General features: G+C 52.0%; 20 protein-coding genes and 1 pseudogene. 12 read left to right on the forward strand and 9 right to left on the reverse strand.

Annotated elements, in window-relative coordinates; translation table 11 throughout:
• The first annotated feature begins 150 nt into the window (after positions 1–150).
• A complete protein-coding gene (locus tag NDQ72_05460) occupies positions 151–846 on the forward strand; it encodes a lipid A deacylase LpxR family protein (GenBank protein ID WKD29400.1) in 696 nt (231 codons plus the stop codon).
• Here the strand turns inward: NDQ72_05460 and NDQ72_05465 are convergent.
• Together NDQ72_05465 and NDQ72_05470 are read right to left on the reverse strand one after the other, a co-directional pair.
• Positions 843–2120: an IS3 family transposase gene (locus NDQ72_05465; protein ID WKD29401.1), complete on the reverse strand. Its 1278-nt coding sequence runs from the start codon at positions 2118–2120 to the stop codon at positions 843–845. The genes NDQ72_05460 and NDQ72_05465 overlap by 4 nt on opposite strands.
• Positions 2121–2329: 209 nt before the next feature.
• Positions 2330–2413 (reverse strand): annotated as a pseudogene (locus NDQ72_05470) (hypothetical protein).
• On the opposite strand from NDQ72_05470, the gene NDQ72_05475 reads away from it, so the two are divergent.
• Positions 2407–2826 (forward strand): lipid A deacylase LpxR family protein, encoded by a 420-nt coding sequence (locus NDQ72_05475; protein ID WKD29402.1) that lies wholly within the window; start codon positions 2407–2409, stop codon positions 2824–2826. The pseudogene NDQ72_05470 and the gene NDQ72_05475 overlap by 7 nt on opposite strands.
• Positions 2827–2993: 167 nt before the next feature.
• On the forward strand, positions 2994–3311 hold the full coding sequence (locus tag NDQ72_05480; protein WKD29403.1) for a hypothetical protein: 318 nt from the start codon (positions 2994–2996) through the stop codon (positions 3309–3311).
• A 211-nt stretch (positions 3312–3522) separates the two neighbouring features.
• Here the strand turns inward: NDQ72_05480 and NDQ72_05485 are convergent, their stop codons facing one another.
• Positions 3523–3753 (reverse strand): DUF2798 domain-containing protein, encoded by a 231-nt coding sequence (locus tag NDQ72_05485; GenBank protein ID WKD29404.1) that lies wholly within the window; start codon positions 3751–3753, stop codon positions 3523–3525.
• A gap of 161 nt (positions 3754–3914) precedes the next feature.
• Positions 3915–4778, reverse strand: a complete 864-nt coding sequence (yghU, locus tag NDQ72_05490) for a glutathione-dependent disulfide-bond oxidoreductase (GenBank protein WKD29405.1) — start codon at positions 4776–4778, stop codon at positions 3915–3917.
• 154 nt (positions 4779–4932) lie between these two features.
• On the opposite strand from yghU, the gene NDQ72_05495 reads away from it, so the two are divergent.
• The gene (locus NDQ72_05495; GenBank protein WKD29406.1) at positions 4933–5628 is read left to right on the forward strand and encodes an aspartate/glutamate racemase family protein; all 696 of its coding nucleotides are present in this window, start codon (positions 4933–4935) and stop codon (positions 5626–5628) included.
• Here NDQ72_05495 and NDQ72_05500 read toward each other — a convergent pair.
• The gene (locus tag NDQ72_05500; protein ID WKD29407.1) at positions 5625–6050 is read right to left on the reverse strand and encodes an organic hydroperoxide resistance protein; all 426 of its coding nucleotides are present in this window, start codon (positions 6048–6050) and stop codon (positions 5625–5627) included. The two genes, NDQ72_05495 and NDQ72_05500, sit on opposite strands and share 4 nt — an antisense overlap.
• Positions 6051–6207: 157 nt before the next feature.
• Complete coding sequence (locus tag NDQ72_05505; protein WKD29408.1) at positions 6208–6657, reverse strand: MarR family transcriptional regulator; 450 nt, start codon at positions 6655–6657, stop codon at positions 6208–6210.
• Positions 6658–6906: 249 nt separating this feature from the next.
• Between NDQ72_05505 and NDQ72_05510 the strand changes: the two genes are divergently transcribed.
• From NDQ72_05510 to NDQ72_05535, 6 genes are all read left to right on the forward strand, one after another.
• Positions 6907–7980, forward strand: coding sequence for a TRAP transporter substrate-binding protein (locus NDQ72_05510; protein WKD29409.1), 1074 nt, complete (start codon positions 6907–6909; stop codon positions 7978–7980).
• A 72-nt stretch (positions 7981–8052) separates the two neighbouring features.
• Complete coding sequence (locus NDQ72_05515; protein ID WKD29410.1) at positions 8053–8679, forward strand: TRAP transporter small permease; 627 nt, start codon at positions 8053–8055, stop codon at positions 8677–8679.
• 2 nt (positions 8680–8681) lie between these two features.
• A complete protein-coding gene (locus tag NDQ72_05520) occupies positions 8682–9962 on the forward strand; it encodes a TRAP transporter large permease (protein WKD29411.1) in 1281 nt (426 codons plus the stop codon).
• Positions 9963–9974: 12 nt separating this feature from the next.
• Complete coding sequence (locus NDQ72_05525; protein WKD29412.1) at positions 9975–10499, forward strand: gluconokinase; 525 nt, start codon at positions 9975–9977, stop codon at positions 10497–10499.
• A 100-nt stretch (positions 10500–10599) separates the two neighbouring features.
• Positions 10600–11595, forward strand: a complete 996-nt coding sequence (gntR, locus tag NDQ72_05530) for a gluconate operon transcriptional repressor GntR (GenBank protein ID WKD30352.1) — start codon at positions 10600–10602, stop codon at positions 11593–11595.
• Between the two features lie 106 nt (positions 11596–11701).
• Positions 11702–12547 (forward strand): MOSC N-terminal beta barrel domain-containing protein, encoded by an 846-nt coding sequence (locus tag NDQ72_05535; GenBank protein WKD29413.1) that lies wholly within the window; start codon positions 11702–11704, stop codon positions 12545–12547.
• Here NDQ72_05535 and NDQ72_05540 read toward each other — a convergent pair.
• Entirely contained in the window at positions 12501–13406 is a 906-nt protein-coding gene (locus tag NDQ72_05540) for a DMT family transporter (GenBank protein ID WKD29414.1), read from the reverse strand. The genes NDQ72_05535 and NDQ72_05540 overlap by 47 nt on opposite strands.
• A gap of 238 nt (positions 13407–13644) precedes the next feature.
• Between NDQ72_05540 and NDQ72_05545 the strand changes: the two genes are divergently transcribed.
• Together NDQ72_05545 and NDQ72_05550 are read left to right on the forward strand one after the other, a co-directional pair.
• A complete protein-coding gene (locus NDQ72_05545; protein WKD29415.1) occupies positions 13645–14067 on the forward strand; it encodes an OsmC family protein in 423 nt (140 codons plus the stop codon).
• A 377-nt stretch (positions 14068–14444) separates the two neighbouring features.
• Positions 14445–15410: a L,D-transpeptidase family protein gene (locus tag NDQ72_05550; GenBank protein ID WKD29416.1), complete on the forward strand. Its 966-nt coding sequence runs from the start codon at positions 14445–14447 to the stop codon at positions 15408–15410.
• A 6-nt stretch (positions 15411–15416) separates the two neighbouring features.
• Here NDQ72_05550 and NDQ72_05555 read toward each other — a convergent pair whose 3' ends face one another.
• The gene (locus NDQ72_05555; GenBank protein WKD29417.1) at positions 15417–16121 is read right to left on the reverse strand and encodes a response regulator; all 705 of its coding nucleotides are present in this window, start codon (positions 16119–16121) and stop codon (positions 15417–15419) included.
• The gene (locus NDQ72_05560) at positions 16118–17650 is read right to left on the reverse strand and encodes a PAS domain S-box protein (GenBank protein ID WKD29418.1); all 1533 of its coding nucleotides are present in this window, start codon (positions 17648–17650) and stop codon (positions 16118–16120) included. Before NDQ72_05560 ends, NDQ72_05555 begins: the two co-directional genes overlap by 4 nt.
• Positions 17651–17654 lie beyond the last annotated feature (4 nt).

Here is a 17654-nt window from a genome sequence, read left to right on the forward strand (position 1 = left end):
TTCCACGACAGGATGTCGAGATAGGCAGTGAGTTAGCGATGTAGATAGCAAGAAAGTACGCTTGCTATCTATTCGTGCCATTACATACAATCATTCATGTTTGTTAATAATTGATCGCTCTTGCTTTCCCCAATACTCAAGGATTGAGCCGTGAATAATACCTCTGCTCTAGGCAGGAAGGTGCTGCTTGTTATTTTACCGTTAAGCCTAATGCCCGCATTGGCCGCGGCTAGCGATAGCTCCCTGTCGGTAAAGTTTGCAAATGATGGCCTTGCCAGCAGCGATGACGGCCATTTTACCAGTGGTTTTGAGCTTAACTGGACCTTTACGCCGCAAGAAGCAAGTTGGGTGCAACGCCTTGCGACAGCGTTGCCCGATAGCCTTATCGGCCAAGCGGATAGGGCGTCTTACCGTTTGATTCACCAGATTTATACGCCGAACAATATCGAGCGCCGCGCGTTGATCGAGGATGATCGCCCTTATGCAGGTCTTGTCTACGGCGGAGTGTCGCTCTATGAAGACGTGCCGATGGGGCAATGGACGCAAGCGACCGATTTACATCTCGATATTGGGCTCGTGGGGCCATCCTCCCTTGCTGACAGTATTCAGCGCGAAGTACACCTAGTCACCGATAGCGATCGTCCTCGAGGCTGGCAAAATCAGCTGGGCGATGAGGCGCTGGTGAATTTAACCGTTCGTCGCCAATGGTGGAATGACATACCACTAGTCGGTAAACAGTTCTCCCACGGGCCCAGTGTGGGGGCAGCGTTAGGCAACTTATATACCTATGCTAGTGCTGGCTATAGCGGTGATTTTCAACCCAGTTGTCCAAATGGCTGCGCTTAAGCAGCCTGTTGATTACGCTCGATTTCGTGCATTTTTCCCGGGTTAAGCGAGACTGGGCCGGTGACTTCCCAGTTTCGAGTGTGGCCCGACCAGCGTTGCGGATGTCGCTGCTTCGCACGTTGGTATACCGCGTTCCGGCGTTCCAGGCGCTCTTGGTCTACGCCGCGATGACGGTCCGCTGGCGTGACATACTGGATGCCACTGTGCAGGTGCTGTTCGTTGTAAGCCCGCTCGAACGCTAGCATCCATTCTCGTACCGCGCCCAGCGATGCGAAGCCCTTGGTGGGCCACGCTGGACAGTATTTGACGGTACGGAACAGCGCTTCCGAGTAAGGGTTATCATTGCTTACTCTCGGCCGACTGTAAGACATCAACATGCCCAGCTCTGTTAGCCTCGCTTTGAGCGTATAGGAGGTCATCGGTGCTCCGTTATCAGAGTGCAGTACTGGCGGCTGATGCCAGCAACCTTCTCGCAGCAAGGCACGTTCCAAAAGCTGTTTAGCCAACTCGCCCGATTCCGTGTCGTGGACTTCCCAAGCAATGATTTTGCGGCTGTAGATATCCATGATCAGGTAAAGATACCAGTGCTGACCTCGCACAACGGAGGCACAATAACTGATGTCCCAGCTCCAGACCTGGTTTGGCCCTGTAGCCGTAAAGCTAGTCGGCTCGGGGACTGAACGACGTGGTTTCATACGGCCACGATGGTGCTGCTGATGATGCTTTTTCAAGACCCGATAAAACGACGATTCGGAGGCCAGATAGACGCCTTCGTCGGCCAATAAAGGAACGATTTGAGACGGCGGCAAGCTCTGATACTCGGGGCGATGGCACGTGTTCAAAATGGCTTGCTCTTCCTCATGCGTCAGCTGATGCGGCTGCCTGTGTTGCCCTGCATGTGGACGCTGATCCTCGACAATAGCGCCGCGCTCAGATCGCCACCGCTTCAGTGTGCGTTCGCTTATGCCGATCACGGCAGCCGCTTGATAACGGGACGCGCCACCCATAACCGCTTCGTCAAATAGCGCGATGAGCCTTGCACGTTCCTTTAGAGGCGTTAGTCGTCCTCGCCGCTGTCCGGATCCTCGCCGTACAAGGCTTCGAGCTTTTTTGAAAGCACCAGCAACGACGTTGTTTCTGCCAGCACCTTGTCTTTGCGCCGTACTTCCGCTTTGAGCTGCTTGATGGTCTTTCGGTCTTCTTTGCGCTGTTTCTGCGCTGCTTTTGCCTGCTCTTCTTGCCGACCAGCTCCTTCGAGACAAGCGGCTTTCCATTGCTGGATTTGCTCGGGATAAAGGCCTTTTTCACGACAGTAAGCGCCAAGCTCTGTTTCTGACATCGTCGCGGTTTCGATGACAACGGCTAGCTTGGCGTCAGGTGACCATTCGTTGTCGCCTTGGGTGTAACCCGGCACAGGCACTCCTTTTTCTCGACACTGTTTTAACCAACTATACAGCGTCGCGTTGGAGATGCCTTCTTCCGTTGCTACCGACGCCACACTGCGATTGTGGGGCGGCAATAACTTTTTCAGGATGGCGGCTTTACGCTCTTCAGAATAACGTGGCACATGAATTCCATACCGCTCCCTCTGGACTGAGTTTAGGCGATATCGCCAACCGGACAACTAGGCTGACAGAGGGGGATAGCGTACGCTGGGGAGATGATGCCGAAGGTATTCCTGCGCTGACACCCAACCCGGGTAGCCGTCATCTAATGAGTGGCCATCGTGGGTGGCAGTGGTATCTGTTTGCAAATGTAGAAGGCTATTACATGGCGCAGAACCTAACACTGGATGGTAATACATTCAGAGATAGCCACTCTGTTGACCGTGAAGAATGGGTAGCAGAAGCCTCCGCAGGGCTTGCCATGGCCTGGGAGGACTGGCAAGTAACGTATGCCGCTGTTCAGCGTACTCGTGAGTTTGATGGGCAAGATGAGCAGGACAAATTCGGGGCGATTACGTTAACGAGACGTTTTTAGAGTGGCGATAAAAAGAAGCAATCAACGTATTATCGATACGCCTGTCAGTATGACGAAAGGGGATGTTTCCTCTCGTAAAATAGCACTTATGCAATGAACTGCGCTGACGGGAGTAGTCGACAGTGGTAATCTGCGGCACTTTGTTTCTTAACACTTAAGGACGTACCGTGAATATTAAAGCGAATCTCTCTATTCTAGATATTATTGGCCACTTGCTGATTTGGGTCGTGCTAACCATTATTACCTTCGGGATTGCACTGTTTTTCTTCCCTTATTCGTTTGCCCGCTTTGTGATTAACCGTACCTCGGTGGTCGATCTTGCAACAGGCGTAGAACGTAAAATGGTGTGTGATATCAATATTTTTAGCAATATTGGTCATATTATTTTGTGGATGATTATCTCAATTTTGACGCTCGGGCTCGGGTATATTTTTTACGTCTATCGTGTTTGGAATTACGCACTGAATAACTCTCGCGTCCAGTAACTGTTACCTAGTAAGAAGAAGTAGCTGCTTTCAAAGGCTTTTGTCACGCTGCGGCTCAATCGTTTGGGAGATGAAAGCCAGGTTTCTGCCCAGTTCTTGCCTCAAGTAGGAGCGCTAGAGCTGGGCTGACAAGGCTTTATTGGTTCTGAGCGCTTTGTCGGTGAAGGGAAGTGCCCCTATGGTGCCTAGTCTGGATGGTTTGTATAGATGGTCAGTGTGGATGCTTAATAAGCACTTTAACCAATCGCCGTACAATAGGAGATACTAGGTTAATTACCGGTAGAGCAACCGCAAAAGCAAATAGCCATGCCTTCAACCAAACAAAGATAATGCCCTCGATGAAGCCGACATTGTAGAGCGTAATCACCAGCGACATAATGCACGACATAAACAGTGCCATTAAGAAAGAAAATATCAGCTGGGCGTATTTTGGATCAAACATGGACTGCCTCTGTCAGACACACTATGAATAATGAAGTAAAAATCGCTAACTCAATCAGGATCGATAATGCAGTAAAGAGCGATAGTGGAACACGGTAAATCGCCATCCTTAGCGATCGTTAGCCAATGCGGCCGCCTTACCGGTTCACAGTTGTCCTTGGTTTAACGTTTATCTTCGGTCTTGTGATCAAAATCACTGGCATCGTGACGCTCGTGGAGCTGTTCGCCAGGCTCTCCCCAGGTGCGGTTAACCATTCGGCCACGTTGAACGGCTGGGCGTGCGTCAATCTCATCGGTCCAGCGTAAGACGTTCTGATAGGTATGAGCTTCTAAAAACTCAGCGGCTTCATACACGCGGTTTTTTACCAGTGCGCCGTACCATGGGTGAATCGCCATATCTGCGATGGTGTACTCATCACCCGCCATAAAACGGTTATCTGCTAAGTGACGATCCAATACATCCAACTGACGTTTCACTTCCATGGTATAGCGATCAATCGGGTACTGGTATTTTTCTGGTGCGTAAGCATAAAAGTGACCAAAGCCGCCACCCAGCATGGGCGCGCTGCCCATTTGCCAAAATAACCAGGATAGGCACTCGGTCCGCTTCGCTGGGTCGTTGGGTAAGAACGCAGCAAATTTCTCAGCTAAATAAAGCAGAATCGCACCTGACTCAAAGACCCGCTGGGGCGGAGTGGTGCTGTGATCCATTAGCGCTGGAATCTTAGAGTTGGGGTTTACCTCAACAAAGCCGCTGCCAAACTGATCACCTTCGCCAATTTGTATCAGGTGAGCATCGTATTCCGCTTGTTTAATACCCTGTTCCAGCAGCTCTTCAAGCATTACGGTGACTTTCACGCCGTTGGGGGTTGCCAGAGAGTAAAGCTGTAGCGGATGCTTACCCACGGGTAATACTTTCTCGTGGGTCGCACCAGCAACGGGGCGATTGATGTTAGCGAATTTTCCACCGTTACCAGGTTCCCATTTCCAAACCCGCGGTGGCGTATAGGTCGTGTTGTCGCTCATGATGTCCTCGCTATTCCTACAATAAAAAAGGGCGGTGCGGCGACTCACCCGAAATGTTGCGGCTACTAAGGCGTTATGGGGCCTTAAAATGTGGGTACAAGGATAGTGGGTTGTTAGTCTGATAATAAATAGTTATTTACCATGGAGAAATGTGATGCGGACTATTGGCGTATTAGGCGGTATGAGCTGGGAGTCGACACAAAGCTATTATCAGGCGCTAAACCAAGGGATTAATCAGGCTCTTGGCGGTTTTCACTCAGCGCAGATTGTGATGGTAAGTGTTGATTTTGCTGAAATAGAAACCCTGCAACAACAGGGCGATTGGCAAACTGCTGGCCAGTTACTCGCAAGCGCTGCCAAACGTATTGAAGAGGCTGGGGCAGAATGTTTACTGCTGGCCACCAATACCATGCACAACGTCGCGCCTGCGATTGAAGCCGCTATTCAGATTCCCTTTTTGCACATCGCCGATGCTACCGGGGAAAAATGTCAGAGTGATGGCGTGACTCGGGTTGGGTTGATAGGCACCCGTTTCACGATGGAGCAGGACTTTTACAAGGCGCGCTTAAAAGAGCGCTTTGGGATTGATGTCGTCATTCCGAATGAACAAGAACGTGCTGAGGTGCACCAGGTCATTTTCGACGAGCTATGCCATGGCCATATCCACGCCTCATCGCGTGAGCGTTATCTGGATATTATGACGTCGCTACACCAGCAGGGCGCCGAGGCGATCATTCTAGGTTGTACCGAGATAGCGCTGTTGATTGAGCAGAAACACACCCAGATACCGCTTTATGACACCACCGCTCTGCACGCAAGCAAAGCGGTGGCCTGGGCGCTAGATAATTAAACCAGCGTCAGAGTGACATCGATATTTCCGCGGGTAGCATTGGAGTAGGGGCACACAATATGGGCTTTGTCGACCAGTGCTTGGGCAACGTCTTTTTCCAAACCAGGTAAGCTAATTTTCAGCTCAACTTCAATGCCGAAGCCGGTAGGAATAGCGCCAATACCCACACTGCCATCGATCTGGGTATCGTCGGACAGTTTAACTTTTTCCTGGCTGGCGACGTGCTTAAGAGCACCTAAAAAGCAAGCAGAGTAGCCTGCAGCAAACAGCTGTTCGGGGTTGGTGCCTTCACCGCCGGCGCCACCTAGCTCTTTCGGTGTGCTGAGCTGAACATTCAGCGCGCCGTCAGAGGACTTAGCATGACCCTCGCGGCCGCCAGTGGCGTGAGCATGTGCGCGGTAAGCAACAGTTTCAATAGACATAGATTATTTCCTAAACCTGGTTGTTATGGACATGGCTGTTATGGACATGGTTGTCATGAGCCAAACGTGTGTTTGGGGTTTTAATTTAGTGCAGCTTTATTTTGCGCGCAAGTAAATGACTGAAGAAATTGCCTACCCGGCCACAACGTTCAGCGGGTTACTTGACCTTCAGTAAGTTTTCGCGCAGTTGGACTAAATCCTCTTTCAGTTGGTTGAGTGCTTCAACCGATGTTTCGCTGGCGTTGACCACACAGCTGGGAATGTGGCGCGCCTGTTCACGAAGCGAGCGGCCTTTATCGGTCAGGAATAACTCGACGACACGTTCATCTTGCAGGCTACGCTGCCGGATAAGCAGCTGATCACTTTCAAGTCGCTTTAGTAGCGGCGTTAACGAGCCTGGATCTGTCAGCAAGCGTTTGCTTAGGGTGCCTACTGTTAGGCCATCTTCTTGCCACAGTACCAGCATGGCGAGGTATTGCGGGTAAGTGAGCCCCAGCTCTTTGAGCAGAGGTTTATAAACTTTGGTCATCATCAGCGATGTTGAATACAGCGCAAAGCAGAGCTGGTGATCTAGCTCTAATTCGCTACAAGGGTCTAGCGCTGGCATGTCGACTCCAGGACAGGGTGCATAACGCGTAATGTAGCGCGCGGGGAAGTGAGTAGCTATCCCTAGACGTTGGTCGTAAGTTGGACGTTTTGTTTTGACACCGAGTGCTGCGCTAGCTAGCCTTCACATATCGGATGTTACCGGTAACAATTTGTTGAAACATAAACTGCACACCTAATGGCCGATACGATTCGATTGCCTTTCGGTAAATAGCCAACCAACAACAACGACTATTCTGGAGATAACGTCATGACAACGATTTGGCGCAGCACGCTTACTCTGGTCGGCGCGACCACTCTGACTTTTGGCATGGCACATGCTCAAGGCCCTGAACTTTCTGATCCGCCTGCGATTGAAGGCGACGTAGTGGCTGACCACGGAAGCCACACCCTGCGTATGGGCATTGGCCTGTCCGAAACATCGCCGCAGTTTCTCTCTAGCCAGTACTTCGGTGAAATTCTTGAGCAGCGTACCGATGGTCGTATTACGGTCAATGTCTTCCCCAACAGCCAACTGGGCGACGATGTCCAAATGATGGAAATGCTGCAAACCGGCACCTTGGATATGACCTATCCTTCAAGCTCGGCGACGACTGGGTACGTGGAGGCACTGTCAGCATTTGATTTGCCATTCCTACTACCGAGCCGAGAAGCCGCAGTGGCTGTTATGCAGAGTGACGTGGCTCAGGGAATGCTGGATGCGTTCGAGGGTACCGGTTTAAAAGCGCTGACGTTCTCTGAAAACGGCTATCGTCAGCTGTCTAACAGCGCACGCCCTGTCGAATCGCCAGAAGATGTGGCTGGCCTGGAAGTCCGCGGCCTGAGCGTACGCACCATGCAAAACCCGGTTCACCTGGCAATTTGGGAAGCGTTAGGTGCCAACCCAACACCAATGGCCTTCGGCGAGCTATTTTCGGCGCTTGAGCAAGGCGTTGTGGACGGTCAGGAAAACCCGTGGAGCACCATCCTTACCTCTAACTTCAATGAAGTGCAGGATTACGGCACCGAGACACGCCACGTTTATACGCCATTTATCATGATGCTTTCCGAGCGTACCTGGAACCGCATGGCACCTGAGTATCAAGCGCTGGTGCAGGAAGCCGCCCGACAGTCGGCTGAGTACGAAATCCAACTTTCTGCCGAGTATGACGACTGGTCGCGTGAACAGTTAGCAGCACGCGGTATGCAAATTACCCGCTTAAATGATGAGCAGTTAGCCGCTTTCCAAGACGCCGTGCAGCCTGTTTATGAAGAGTGGGCGCCGCGTATCGGTGAAGATCTGATTGCTGAAATCCAACAAATCGTGGAAGACAGCAGCCACTAATCTGCTACGTATAGCGCACCATCGGGCAGGCCCACACGCCTGCCCGACTTGTCAGTGCCCCTCGGAGTTCTTATGACTACCTCCTCTACTCCCCCAAACGCGGTGACCTCTACAGCACCAACGTTGGAAGATCCGTCGGTTTATTTGAACGACCCTAATCGCAAGCTGCTTGAGATTGATACTGAGACGCGTCAGGGTCCTGTGTTGTTCCGCTGGTTAACACTCGCTATGGAGTATTTGATTGGCGCTATTTTGGCGGCGCTGATAGTCGCGGTTTCCAGCAATGTCGTTGGCCGCTCTGTGTTCAATCATTCACTGCCCTGGGTCGATGAGCTGGCGCGCATGCTGTTTATTTGGCTGGTCTTTATCGGCGCAGCGGCGGCGTTTGCACGCTATGAACATATTGCTGTCGATGCGCTGGTGAGGCGTTTGCCATTGCGTGTTGCGCACATGCTCTATTGCTTACAACACCTGATTATTACTGGGCTGATGCTAGTAATGATTTGGGGTGGTTATCAAGTGCTCACGCGCTCAAGCGGACGCTCCGCCATCATGGGCGTACCGCTAAGCTTGGTCAGCCTATCGTTGGTGTTGTGCGTCATTTTTATCGCGGCGGTATCGCTCTGGCGTATGTGGGTCAGCGTGGGGGTTATCCGTCAACCACATCGCCAATCGGCTGACTTACCAGGGGAGCGTTAATCATGCTGTGGATTTTTCTAGCCATATTATTGGCATCTATTGTGATTGGCTTGCCGATTGCGTTTGGCCTAGGGGTAGCAGCCTTAGTCATGGCGGTACTGTCTGATATCCCGCTATCGATTATGATTGAGCAGTCAATTCGTGGCGTAAATAGCTTCCCGCTGCTGGCGATCCCCTTCTTTATTCTCGTCGGCGAAGTGATGAGCAATGGTGGTATTGCACGACGCTTGATGGAGCTTGCTGGCGCGTTAGTTGGCTTTATGCGCGGCGGACTTGGCCAGGTAGCGATTACCGGTTCGATGTTTTTTGGCGGGATTAGCGGCTCGGCGGTTGCGGATACCGCAGCGACTGGCGCAATGATGATACCATCGATGAAACAGCAAGGTTACACCGCCGCAAATGCCACGGCGATTAACACTGTGTCGTCGGTGATCGGCATTATTATTCCACCGTCTATACCGCTTATTTTATATGGCATTGTTACCGAGACGTCGATCAGTCGTCTGTTTATCGCGGGGATCGTGCCTGGCCTATTAATTGGCGCCGCGCTAATGGTGACCACCTTTATTCTCGCGAGCAAGCAGGGTGGCGGCGTTCGCCAATTCCGCTGGGATCGGTTGTGGAAAGCGTTTAAGGATGCTTGGTTAGCGCTGGTGCTCCCTGTGATCGTGATTGGCGGCATTATTGGCGGCGTGTTTACCGCCACAGAAGCCGCCGTTGCTGCGCTGCTCTATTCGCTGGCCATTTCTCTGGTGGTATACCGTGAATTTAAGCTCAGCGAGTTGGGCGGTATGTTAATTCGCACCGCAAGGCTCACTGGCATGGTAATGATGTTGTTGGCCTTTGCCACCGTTATTGCGTGGTTTTTAACCATTAACATGGTTCCACAAACCTTAGTGCGCCAAGTACAGGCGATTACCCAGGAGCCGTTTTTGCTGCTGCTGATTGTGGCGGGGCTACTGCTGTTGGTGGGGTTTGTAATGGACCTAACGCCAGCCATGGTGATTATGGCGCCAATGCTTGCACCGATCGTGACATCGGTGGGTGTTGATGCCGCTTACTTTGGCGTTCTAATGGCCTTTATTTTAGGCATTGGATTGTTAACACCGCCGGTTGGTACCTGTCTGTACGTTGGGTGTGGTGTCGGCAAGGTGTCTATGGAGTCCCTGGTAAAAGCCATGCTGCCTTACTACGCCGCCTTGATCGTTGTTCTGGTGGTGCTGATTGCGTTCCCTGGCATCGTTACTTGGCTGCCTGACCTCACCGCCGTGCGCGGCAATTGATAGGAGCATCGAGTGAATAAGCCATCACATCGTATTCTTGTCATGGGCGTTTCTGGATCAGGGAAGTCGCATATCGGACAACAGTTAGCAGCAGAGCTGGGCGCAACGTTTATTGACGGTGACGACCATCATTCACCGGCTAATGTGGCGAAAATGGCCAGCGGCACGCCACTCAATGACAGCGATCGTCGTGACTGGCTGGCAACACTTGCTGACTTGTTCGCGGCCCATAAAGCGCGTAATACGTCCGTGGTCATCGCCTGTTCCGGCCTTAAAAAACGCTATCGGGATCGTCTGCGTGAAGCTGACCCTGCGCTGCATGTTTTATATCTAGAAGGAAGCCAAGCGCTTCTGCGTGAACGGTTAGCAACCAGGGCAGGGCACTTCTTTAAAGGTGATAACATGCTGGCAAGCCAGCTCGCCGATTTAGAGCCGCCAAGCAGTGATGAAGCGGTGACCGTCTCCATTGCGCTATCGCCTGGCGAGATTGTTGAGCGCTTTACGGCGGCGCTATCGCCTACGCTACGCGTTCATTAGGCTAAAGGATGGGATAGGCGAGGGGCCGTACTATTCGCTATGGTATGGCCCCTGCGCATTTAACAGACTTACGCACTTAACAGAACAGTCAGTGACGCCATTGAAGAAAAAACGCCCGACATTACAAGATATTGCTGATCGCGTTGACGCGACAAAAATGACCGTCAGTCGCTGCTTGCGTGATCCTGAAACGGTATCGGAAGGACTTCGCGAACGTATTTTCAGCGTTGCTGAACAGATTGGCTATATTCCCAATCGGGCACCAGACCTGCTTTCTCGGGCTACCAGCCACTCTATCGGTGTGCTGGTACCATCGCTGACTAACCAGGTATTTGCTGATGTCATTGTCGGTATCGAAGCGTACACCGAGCCTGCCGGTTATCACTTGATGCTCTCTCACTACGGTTACAGCCCTGAGCTTGAAGAGCGCAGTTTGGCCTCGCTACTCTCTTATAATGTGGATGGCGTCATCTTGTCTGACCGCGATCACACGCCGCGTAGCCTGCGGATGTTGGAGACAGCCGGTATTCCTATTGTGGAAATTATGGATACCCGTCGCCCACCACTGCAGCAGGCGGTGGGTTACGATAACGTGCAGGCCGCTTACGATATGGTCAGTGAGATGATTCGCCGTGGCAGGCGTCAGGTGATTTATCTGGCTGTGCGTCTGGATGAGCGGACACGCCAGCGTGAGCAAGGCTATCGCCAAGCGATGGAAGAGCAAGGGTTAACGCCGATAACGCTGCAGAGCAGTCAGCGCTCTTCCTACAGCGTCGGGGCGGCGCTTATGCAGGAAATTCAACGAGATCACCCTAGTGCCGATGGTGTTTTCTGCACCAATGACGATGTTGCGGTGGGGGCTTACTTTGAGTGTTTGCGCCATGGCATTAATGTCCCCGAACAGATGGCGATTGCTGGGTTTCATGGCCACGATGTCGGCCAGGCGATGAGCCCGCGCCTTGCTAGTGTTATCACCCCCCGGCAAGCCATTGGGGAAGCCGCTGCGAAAACGCTATTGTCGCGCATTCGTGGCGAAGCTCCTGAGCACCAAATCATGGATTTGGGGTATCGAATTGAGGCGGGTAAAACACTTTAGCGTCTGGGTAGCTAGCGGCGAGCCAGCAAACTCGATAGGCTGTTAATTAAAGATTGGTCATTAAAAAAGCCATTAAAAAAATCGCTATAGAGAGCATGAGACCGCCGTGAATATTACCCAACTCATTGTCTACCCGGTTAAATCCTTAAAGGGAATTAACGTTACTCAAAGTGAACTCCATGGCCATGGGTTAGCCTGGGATCGCCGCTGGATGCTGGTAGATGCCCAGCAGCGTTTTGTTACTCAGCGCCAGCTACCACAGCTTGCCACCATCGCGGTCGAATTAACCGATCAGGCATTAGTACTATCTCACCCGAATGTAGACCCGATCGCGATTCCCCTTGAAGACCCCCAAGGTAATTTGCGCCTGGTAAAAGTGTGGAACGACCACTGCAAAGCAGTGCCAGAAAACGAGGATGTATCGCACTGGCTTGTGGCGGCATTGGGCGAGCAAGCACAAGGCATCAGCTTAGTGCGCTTTGCTACTGAGTTTACGCGTTCTGTTGAAGAAGACTTTCTGGCGGGAGGCGAGGCCCATACCTATTTTTCTGATGGCTACCCTTTCCTGATAACCACCACCGGCTCTCTGGATGCCTTGAATCAAGCGCTTGTTGCCAATGGGCAATCCTCTGTGCCGATGAACCGTTTTCGGCCGAATATAGTAGTCGAGTGTGAAAACGCCTGGGCGGAAGACCAGTGGGCAGCACTCGCGGGCCAGAGTGGCTATGAGCTGACGCTTCGCAAACCCTGTCAGCGCTGCAAAATTACCACTGTGGACCAGCAAACCGGCACCGTACCTGCTCAGGCAGAACCACTGAAAACGCTGCTTGCTCTGAACACCCAGCCTCACCTTAAAGGCGCGCATTTTGGCCAAAACGCCACGCTAACTGCCGGGCAAGGCAGCACTATTCGTGTGGGGGATGAGGTGGTGCCAACGCGCCGCGAGACCTAAGCCTTAATAGCCGGGTAGCAATGGCGGTGCCTGCTAGGGTGATTACCATGCCAGCCACCACTTGAAGACTAAGCGTCTCATTAAGTAGCAAGTAGCCCCACAACAGGGCGCTGACAGGGACCAAAAAGGTGACGGTTGAGGTCGCTGTGGCCCCTGCACTAGCTAATAGGCCGAAATAAAGCAGGAAGGCTAGTGTGGTGCTTAGCATCGCCAGCGCCAGGGCGTTACCCCAGGCGAGCACGCTGACAGGCTCGCTAGGCCAGAGCAGCACGCCAGGTACGAATAACACCAGTGCTGACATCGCGCTGCTACCAGCCGCCAACACGCGGCTGGGTAGATGACTCAAGCGCGTTTTCGAGTAGTTACCAGCAAGTCCGTAACAAAACGTGGCACCGAGTACCGCAACAATAAACCAGCCATCGCCGCCTAGAGTGAAGTCTAGCCGGTCAGCAGACAGCACATACACACCCACTAGCGCTAGTGCGAGACCAATGTACTGCTGACGTTGAATGGGGGTGGCAAAAAAGGCGGCGCCAAGTAGGGCTGTGAAAATCGGTGTGGTGGCGTTTATCAGCGAAGTAAACCCTGCCTCTAACCGTGTTGTCGCTAACGCCAACAATGAGAAAGGCAGCACATGATTCATCACACCCAGCAGTAGTAACGGTCCTTTGTGCTGCCAGATTAGCCGCAGATAGCGCAGGCTCAGGAGCAGCGGCACCAAGAGCAAAGCGCCAACTCCCATCCTGACTAACACTAGCGGAATAGCGCCAAATTCCGGCGCGGCTACACGCATAAAAATAAACGATAGCCCCCATAGGGAAGAGAGCAAAACCAAACGCAGCGCATCAGCCGATGACATGATGTGTCCTTAGATTCATTGCGGCGACCATAGGTGTGGTGAGTGCCATAGTGCTGCTCAGCTTAACGATAAAGCATTGGAAAGCGAATAGCGTATAACCGCTAAGCAGTAGTATAGACATGTTGATCGAGTAAATTCGGCAGCGGCGCTAGAATCAGCTACGCTGATTGAGTTGGCGGGCACAGTGACTGTGTCCTAAAACGAGATGACGCTAACTATCAGAGGAAAGGAGAACGCAATGGATAGTAAAGCAAGTGCACGTTGGGAAGGTGGACTCAAAGATGGTCAAGGCAATGTGGCAACGGAAAGTGGAGCATTGGATGCGAGCTATTCGTTCAAACAGCGCTTTGAAGGAGCACCCGGCACCACCCCGGAAGAGTTAATTGGTGCTGCTCATGCAAGCTGTTTCTCAATGGCGCTTTCGATGATTCTTGGCGAGAAAGGCTTTACCGCTGATGCTATTGATACCAATGCGCGTGTAACGCTTTCACAAAGTGCCGATGGTTTCGATATTTCCAGTATTCATTTGGACGTTGTGGCCAGCGTAAGCGGTGCCGATGACGCTGCTTTTCAAGAAGCCGCCGAAACGGCTAAAGCGAACTGCCCTGTTTCCAAAGTATTAAATGCAGACATAACTATGGACGCAACTTTAAAAGGGTGATTCGAACGCCAGATAACGCCGAAAAGCGCTGCATGTATGCAGCGCTTTTTTATGATCTTTTCCTGGGTACGCAGTAGCCGCTTCAGGCACTTCTAAAGGTAGATGCTATGCGCTGTGTTGCAATGCTAATGAAGAACTCTTAACCAAGATCAATTCAAATACACATCAGCGTTAAACCAGGGCGTGTTAGATTTATTAATAAACGTTAAAATCACTCTCAATGAAACGTCTCACCCACGTTGGTCGTTGAGATTGATGCGACAGTCTGTCGAATTGACCCATTCAGACCGCTTGTTCATATTCGTACGCAAATTGTCCCCACAGTAGCTTGCTCAACCGCAGGTAGCACCTTGGGGCTATATAATAAAGGAGACCCCATGACAGTTGCCGCACGGTATCAAACGCTTCGACAGGTTAAAAAATTGTGGGCTAGTAGTGTCGCTCTGGGAGCTTGGTTGTTTGCATCCAGTGCCGTTGCCAGTGAAAGTGAATTACCCAAAGGCCACTTTTTGCTCCCTGATGAGGGGAATATGGTGGGCGAGGTGTATACCGTTACGGCGAAAAAAGAGGATACTCTGCTCGACATCGCCCGTGAGCATAATGTGGGTTACGAAGAGATTCGTATGGCCAATCCGGATACCAGTATTTGGATACCTGGCGAAGGTACTGAGGTGACAATACTCGGCCAATATATTCTGCCAGACGAGCCGCGTACTGGCATTGTGATTAATGTTGCTGAGCTTAGACTCTATTATTATCCAGAGGTAGAAGAGGGCAAGGCACCGCGGGTAGAGACGTATCCTATTGGAATTGGTCGCGATGCGTTCAATACGCCGCTGGGCATTACTAAGACCACTATGCGCCTTGAGAACCCTGCATGGTATCCACCTGAATCTATTCGCCGAGAAGCTGCTGAGCGCGGCGATCCTGCGCCCGCAGTTGTTCCACCAGGTGAAGATAACCCGTTAGGGCAATACGCTATTTTGCTGGATATCCCTGGCTACTTAATTCATGGCACTAATCAGCCCGACGGTGTTGGCATGCGCGCAAGCAGAGGCTGCATTCGAATGCACCCAGAAGATATTGAGTCTGTGTTTTGGCGAGTTCCAGTAGGTGCGCAGGTAAACATTATCAACAGCCCCGTTAAGGTGGGCTGGGGGAGTAATGCAAATGCCTATGTTCAAGCTTTTACGCCCACGGATGAACAGAGTTTTGGTATGGAAATGCTGTTAGAAGTGGTTAGCCTAATTGAGGCACACGAAGGTGATGAACACGGCATTGATTACGAACAGGTGCGTAATGTGCTGGAAAAAGCCAATGGTCAGGTTGTTCCACTTAGCTAAGCCGTTTTAGCTAGGCCGTTCGCTATCAATAGGGGAGGCGCTGAGTGAGGAAACGAGCTCCAGCGCCACCGCTTGCCGCACCAGTTCTGCCAAATTTGCAGCGTGCATGGCCTTCATGGCTCTTAACCGATAGACCTCGACGGTTTTACCGCTAATCTCCATGTGCTCGGCAATTTCACGACTGGTCATTCCTTCTGCTACATGAATCACAATGCGCTGCTCTTTCGGGCGTAGCGATTGGTAACGTGTTCGCAGCATTGCCAACTGCTGCTTAGCGCGTTGCTGTTGATGAGCGCTGCCCAGCGCCTGTTGCACGCTGTCAATCAGCTGCTGGTGGTTGAACGGCTTTTCAATAAAATCAAATGCGCCGTTCTTTAGTGCAGCCACTGCCATGGGGACATCGCCATGCCCCGTCATCATGATGACCGGCAGGGTAGCGCCTTGATCAACCAACTGCTGCTGCACTTGCAGTCCACTCATTCCTGGCATGCGAACATCAAGCAGCAGCGCGCCCAACTTATCGTGCTGGCTCGCTAAGAATTGCTCGCCGTCATGAAACGCTTGAGCGGTCAATCCGACGGACTCAAGCAGCCAAACCAGCGATTCACGCAATGCTTGATCATCATCAACAACCGCAATGGTGGCGGTAGACTGTCGTTCAACACTGCTGGTCATTACTGGCCCCTGTTGATGCACTGATTGCGCAATCATACTGTTTCTGTGCGAAGTATTATGTCGAAGCATGCGCCTTTCGCGTTTTGCTGGGGGCGCAGAGTAAGCGCCCCGCCCATGCTCTCGATTAGCGAACGGCTAATTGCCAAACCCATTCCCAATCCTTCATCGCGGGTGGTGAAAAAGGCATCAAAAATGGTGTCTTGATGATCTGGCGCTACACCTGGACCTTGGTCTTCAACGCTAAGGGTCAGCTGTCGATTGCCGCTTTTTTGCGCGGCAACGATGACCTGATCGGCATCAGGGGTGTCACGGCTCGCGGTTAGCGCATTGAGCAATAGGTTAACGATTACTTGCTCAAGGGCAATAGGGTCCGCATAAATACGTGGCAACCCGTGGGGCAATTGCTGGGTAAGCTGAACAGAGGCCTGCTTATACTGCCAGTCGCACAGTTGAAAGGCGGCGGCAATGACGTGTTCAAGCACCAGGGGCCTGACACAGTGGCTGCGTTTACGCACAAAGCTGCGCATATGGCGGAGTCGTTCGGCAAGACGCTGTACTTGCTCATCAATGCGGGCCAGTGGCAGCTGTAGTTCGCTGGCGGGTAAGTTAGGCGTGTGCGTTGTTTTCAAAAGGGCGCCACTGGCGTAATTGGCGATGGCACCAAGGGGCTGATTGAGTTCATGGGCAATATTAGACGCAAGCTCTCCGGCGGCGGCTAACCGATTGGCATGGGCAATTTGTTCTTGGTGCCGACGTGCCTGGGCTTCGGCAGCTTTACGCACACTAATATCGCGATTAATTAATGCAAAGTGCCCAGGTTCCGCCCCGCGGCTGCGGTGGGTAAGCACGACGCCAAGCACGGGAACTGAACCGTGCGTACTGAGCATTTCCAGCTCGCCGCTCCAGGAGCCATAGCGTTCAACGGCGGGGAATACCACTTGCTCCAATAGTGCCAATGAGTCAGTAGGGTAAAGCGCTGACAGAGCAACTTGCATAGCATCGCGTGGGAGTGAAAAACAGCGCCGAGCCGCTTCGTTGGCACTAAAAATGTGTTGATTAGGCCCTAAAAAAAGTACGTAGTCGGTAGTGGATTCGACCACCTGCGCTAAACGCTCTCTTGTGGCTTCGGCATGGACTCGGCGGCTCACATCCCGAGAGACGCATAAAATATCAATTAGCTCGCCTGTGGCAGCATCTCGGCGGGTTCGGCTGGTGGTTTCAAACCAGATGTAGTGACCTGCCTTAGCCCGAAAGCGATACGTTTGCTGATAAAAACCGTCGTGATAGTAGACCCGGGGTGATTTGTTCAGCAGATCACTTAGATCGGCAGGATGAAACAGCTGATAGGCCGATACGCCAATCAGCTCTTCGGGTTCGTACCCTAGTAAGTCTCGCGCCGCTTGAGAGGCATATAAAAAAGTACCGTCGCGGGCATGGCGAGATATCAAGTCAGTGGTACTTTCGGCTAGCCACTGATAATGACGCTTCTCTTCTTCCAGCACTGCATTTTGCGCTTCTAGTGCTTTGATTCTGGCGCTTAATGTGGCTTCGTTACTGGTGTCCATAGTG

Source organism: Halomonas sp. KG2, assembly GCA_030440445.1.
Classification (GTDB): domain Bacteria; phylum Pseudomonadota; class Gammaproteobacteria; order Pseudomonadales; family Halomonadaceae; genus Vreelandella.

Bases quoted from the DNA above. Each gene is read 5' to 3' on its own strand.
- NDQ72_05465 (WKD29401.1), bottom strand. From the start codon at position 2,120: ATGGAAAGCCGCTTGTCTCGAAGGAGCTGGTCGGCAAGAAGAGCAGGC.
- NDQ72_05485 (WKD29404.1), bottom strand. From the start codon at position 3,753: ATGTTTGATCCAAAATACGCCCAGCTGATATTTTCTTTCTTAATGGCA.
- yghU (WKD29405.1), bottom strand. From the start codon at position 4,778: ATGAGCGACAACACGACCTATACGCCACCGCGGGTTTGGAAATGGGAA.
- NDQ72_05495 (WKD29406.1), top strand. From the start codon at position 4,933: ATGCGGACTATTGGCGTATTAGGCGGTATGAGCTGGGAGTCGACACAA.
- NDQ72_05500 (WKD29407.1), bottom strand. From the start codon at position 6,050: ATGTCTATTGAAACTGTTGCTTACCGCGCACATGCTCACGCCACTGGC.
- NDQ72_05505 (WKD29408.1), bottom strand. From the start codon at position 6,657: ATGCCAGCGCTAGACCCTTGTAGCGAATTAGAGCTAGATCACCAGCTC.
- NDQ72_05510 (WKD29409.1), top strand. From the start codon at position 6,907: ATGACAACGATTTGGCGCAGCACGCTTACTCTGGTCGGCGCGACCACT.
- NDQ72_05515 (WKD29410.1), top strand. From the start codon at position 8,053: ATGACTACCTCCTCTACTCCCCCAAACGCGGTGACCTCTACAGCACCA.
- NDQ72_05520 (WKD29411.1), top strand. From the start codon at position 8,682: ATGCTGTGGATTTTTCTAGCCATATTATTGGCATCTATTGTGATTGGC.
- NDQ72_05540 (WKD29414.1), bottom strand. From the start codon at position 13,406: ATGTCATCGGCTGATGCGCTGCGTTTGGTTTTGCTCTCTTCCCTATGG.
- NDQ72_05545 (WKD29415.1), top strand. From the start codon at position 13,645: ATGGATAGTAAAGCAAGTGCACGTTGGGAAGGTGGACTCAAAGATGGT.
- NDQ72_05550 (WKD29416.1), top strand. From the start codon at position 14,445: ATGACAGTTGCCGCACGGTATCAAACGCTTCGACAGGTTAAAAAATTG.
- NDQ72_05555 (WKD29417.1), bottom strand. From the start codon at position 16,121: ATGATTGCGCAATCAGTGCATCAACAGGGGCCAGTAATGACCAGCAGT.
- NDQ72_05560 (WKD29418.1), bottom strand. From the start codon at position 17,650: ATGGACACCAGTAACGAAGCCACATTAAGCGCCAGAATCAAAGCACTA.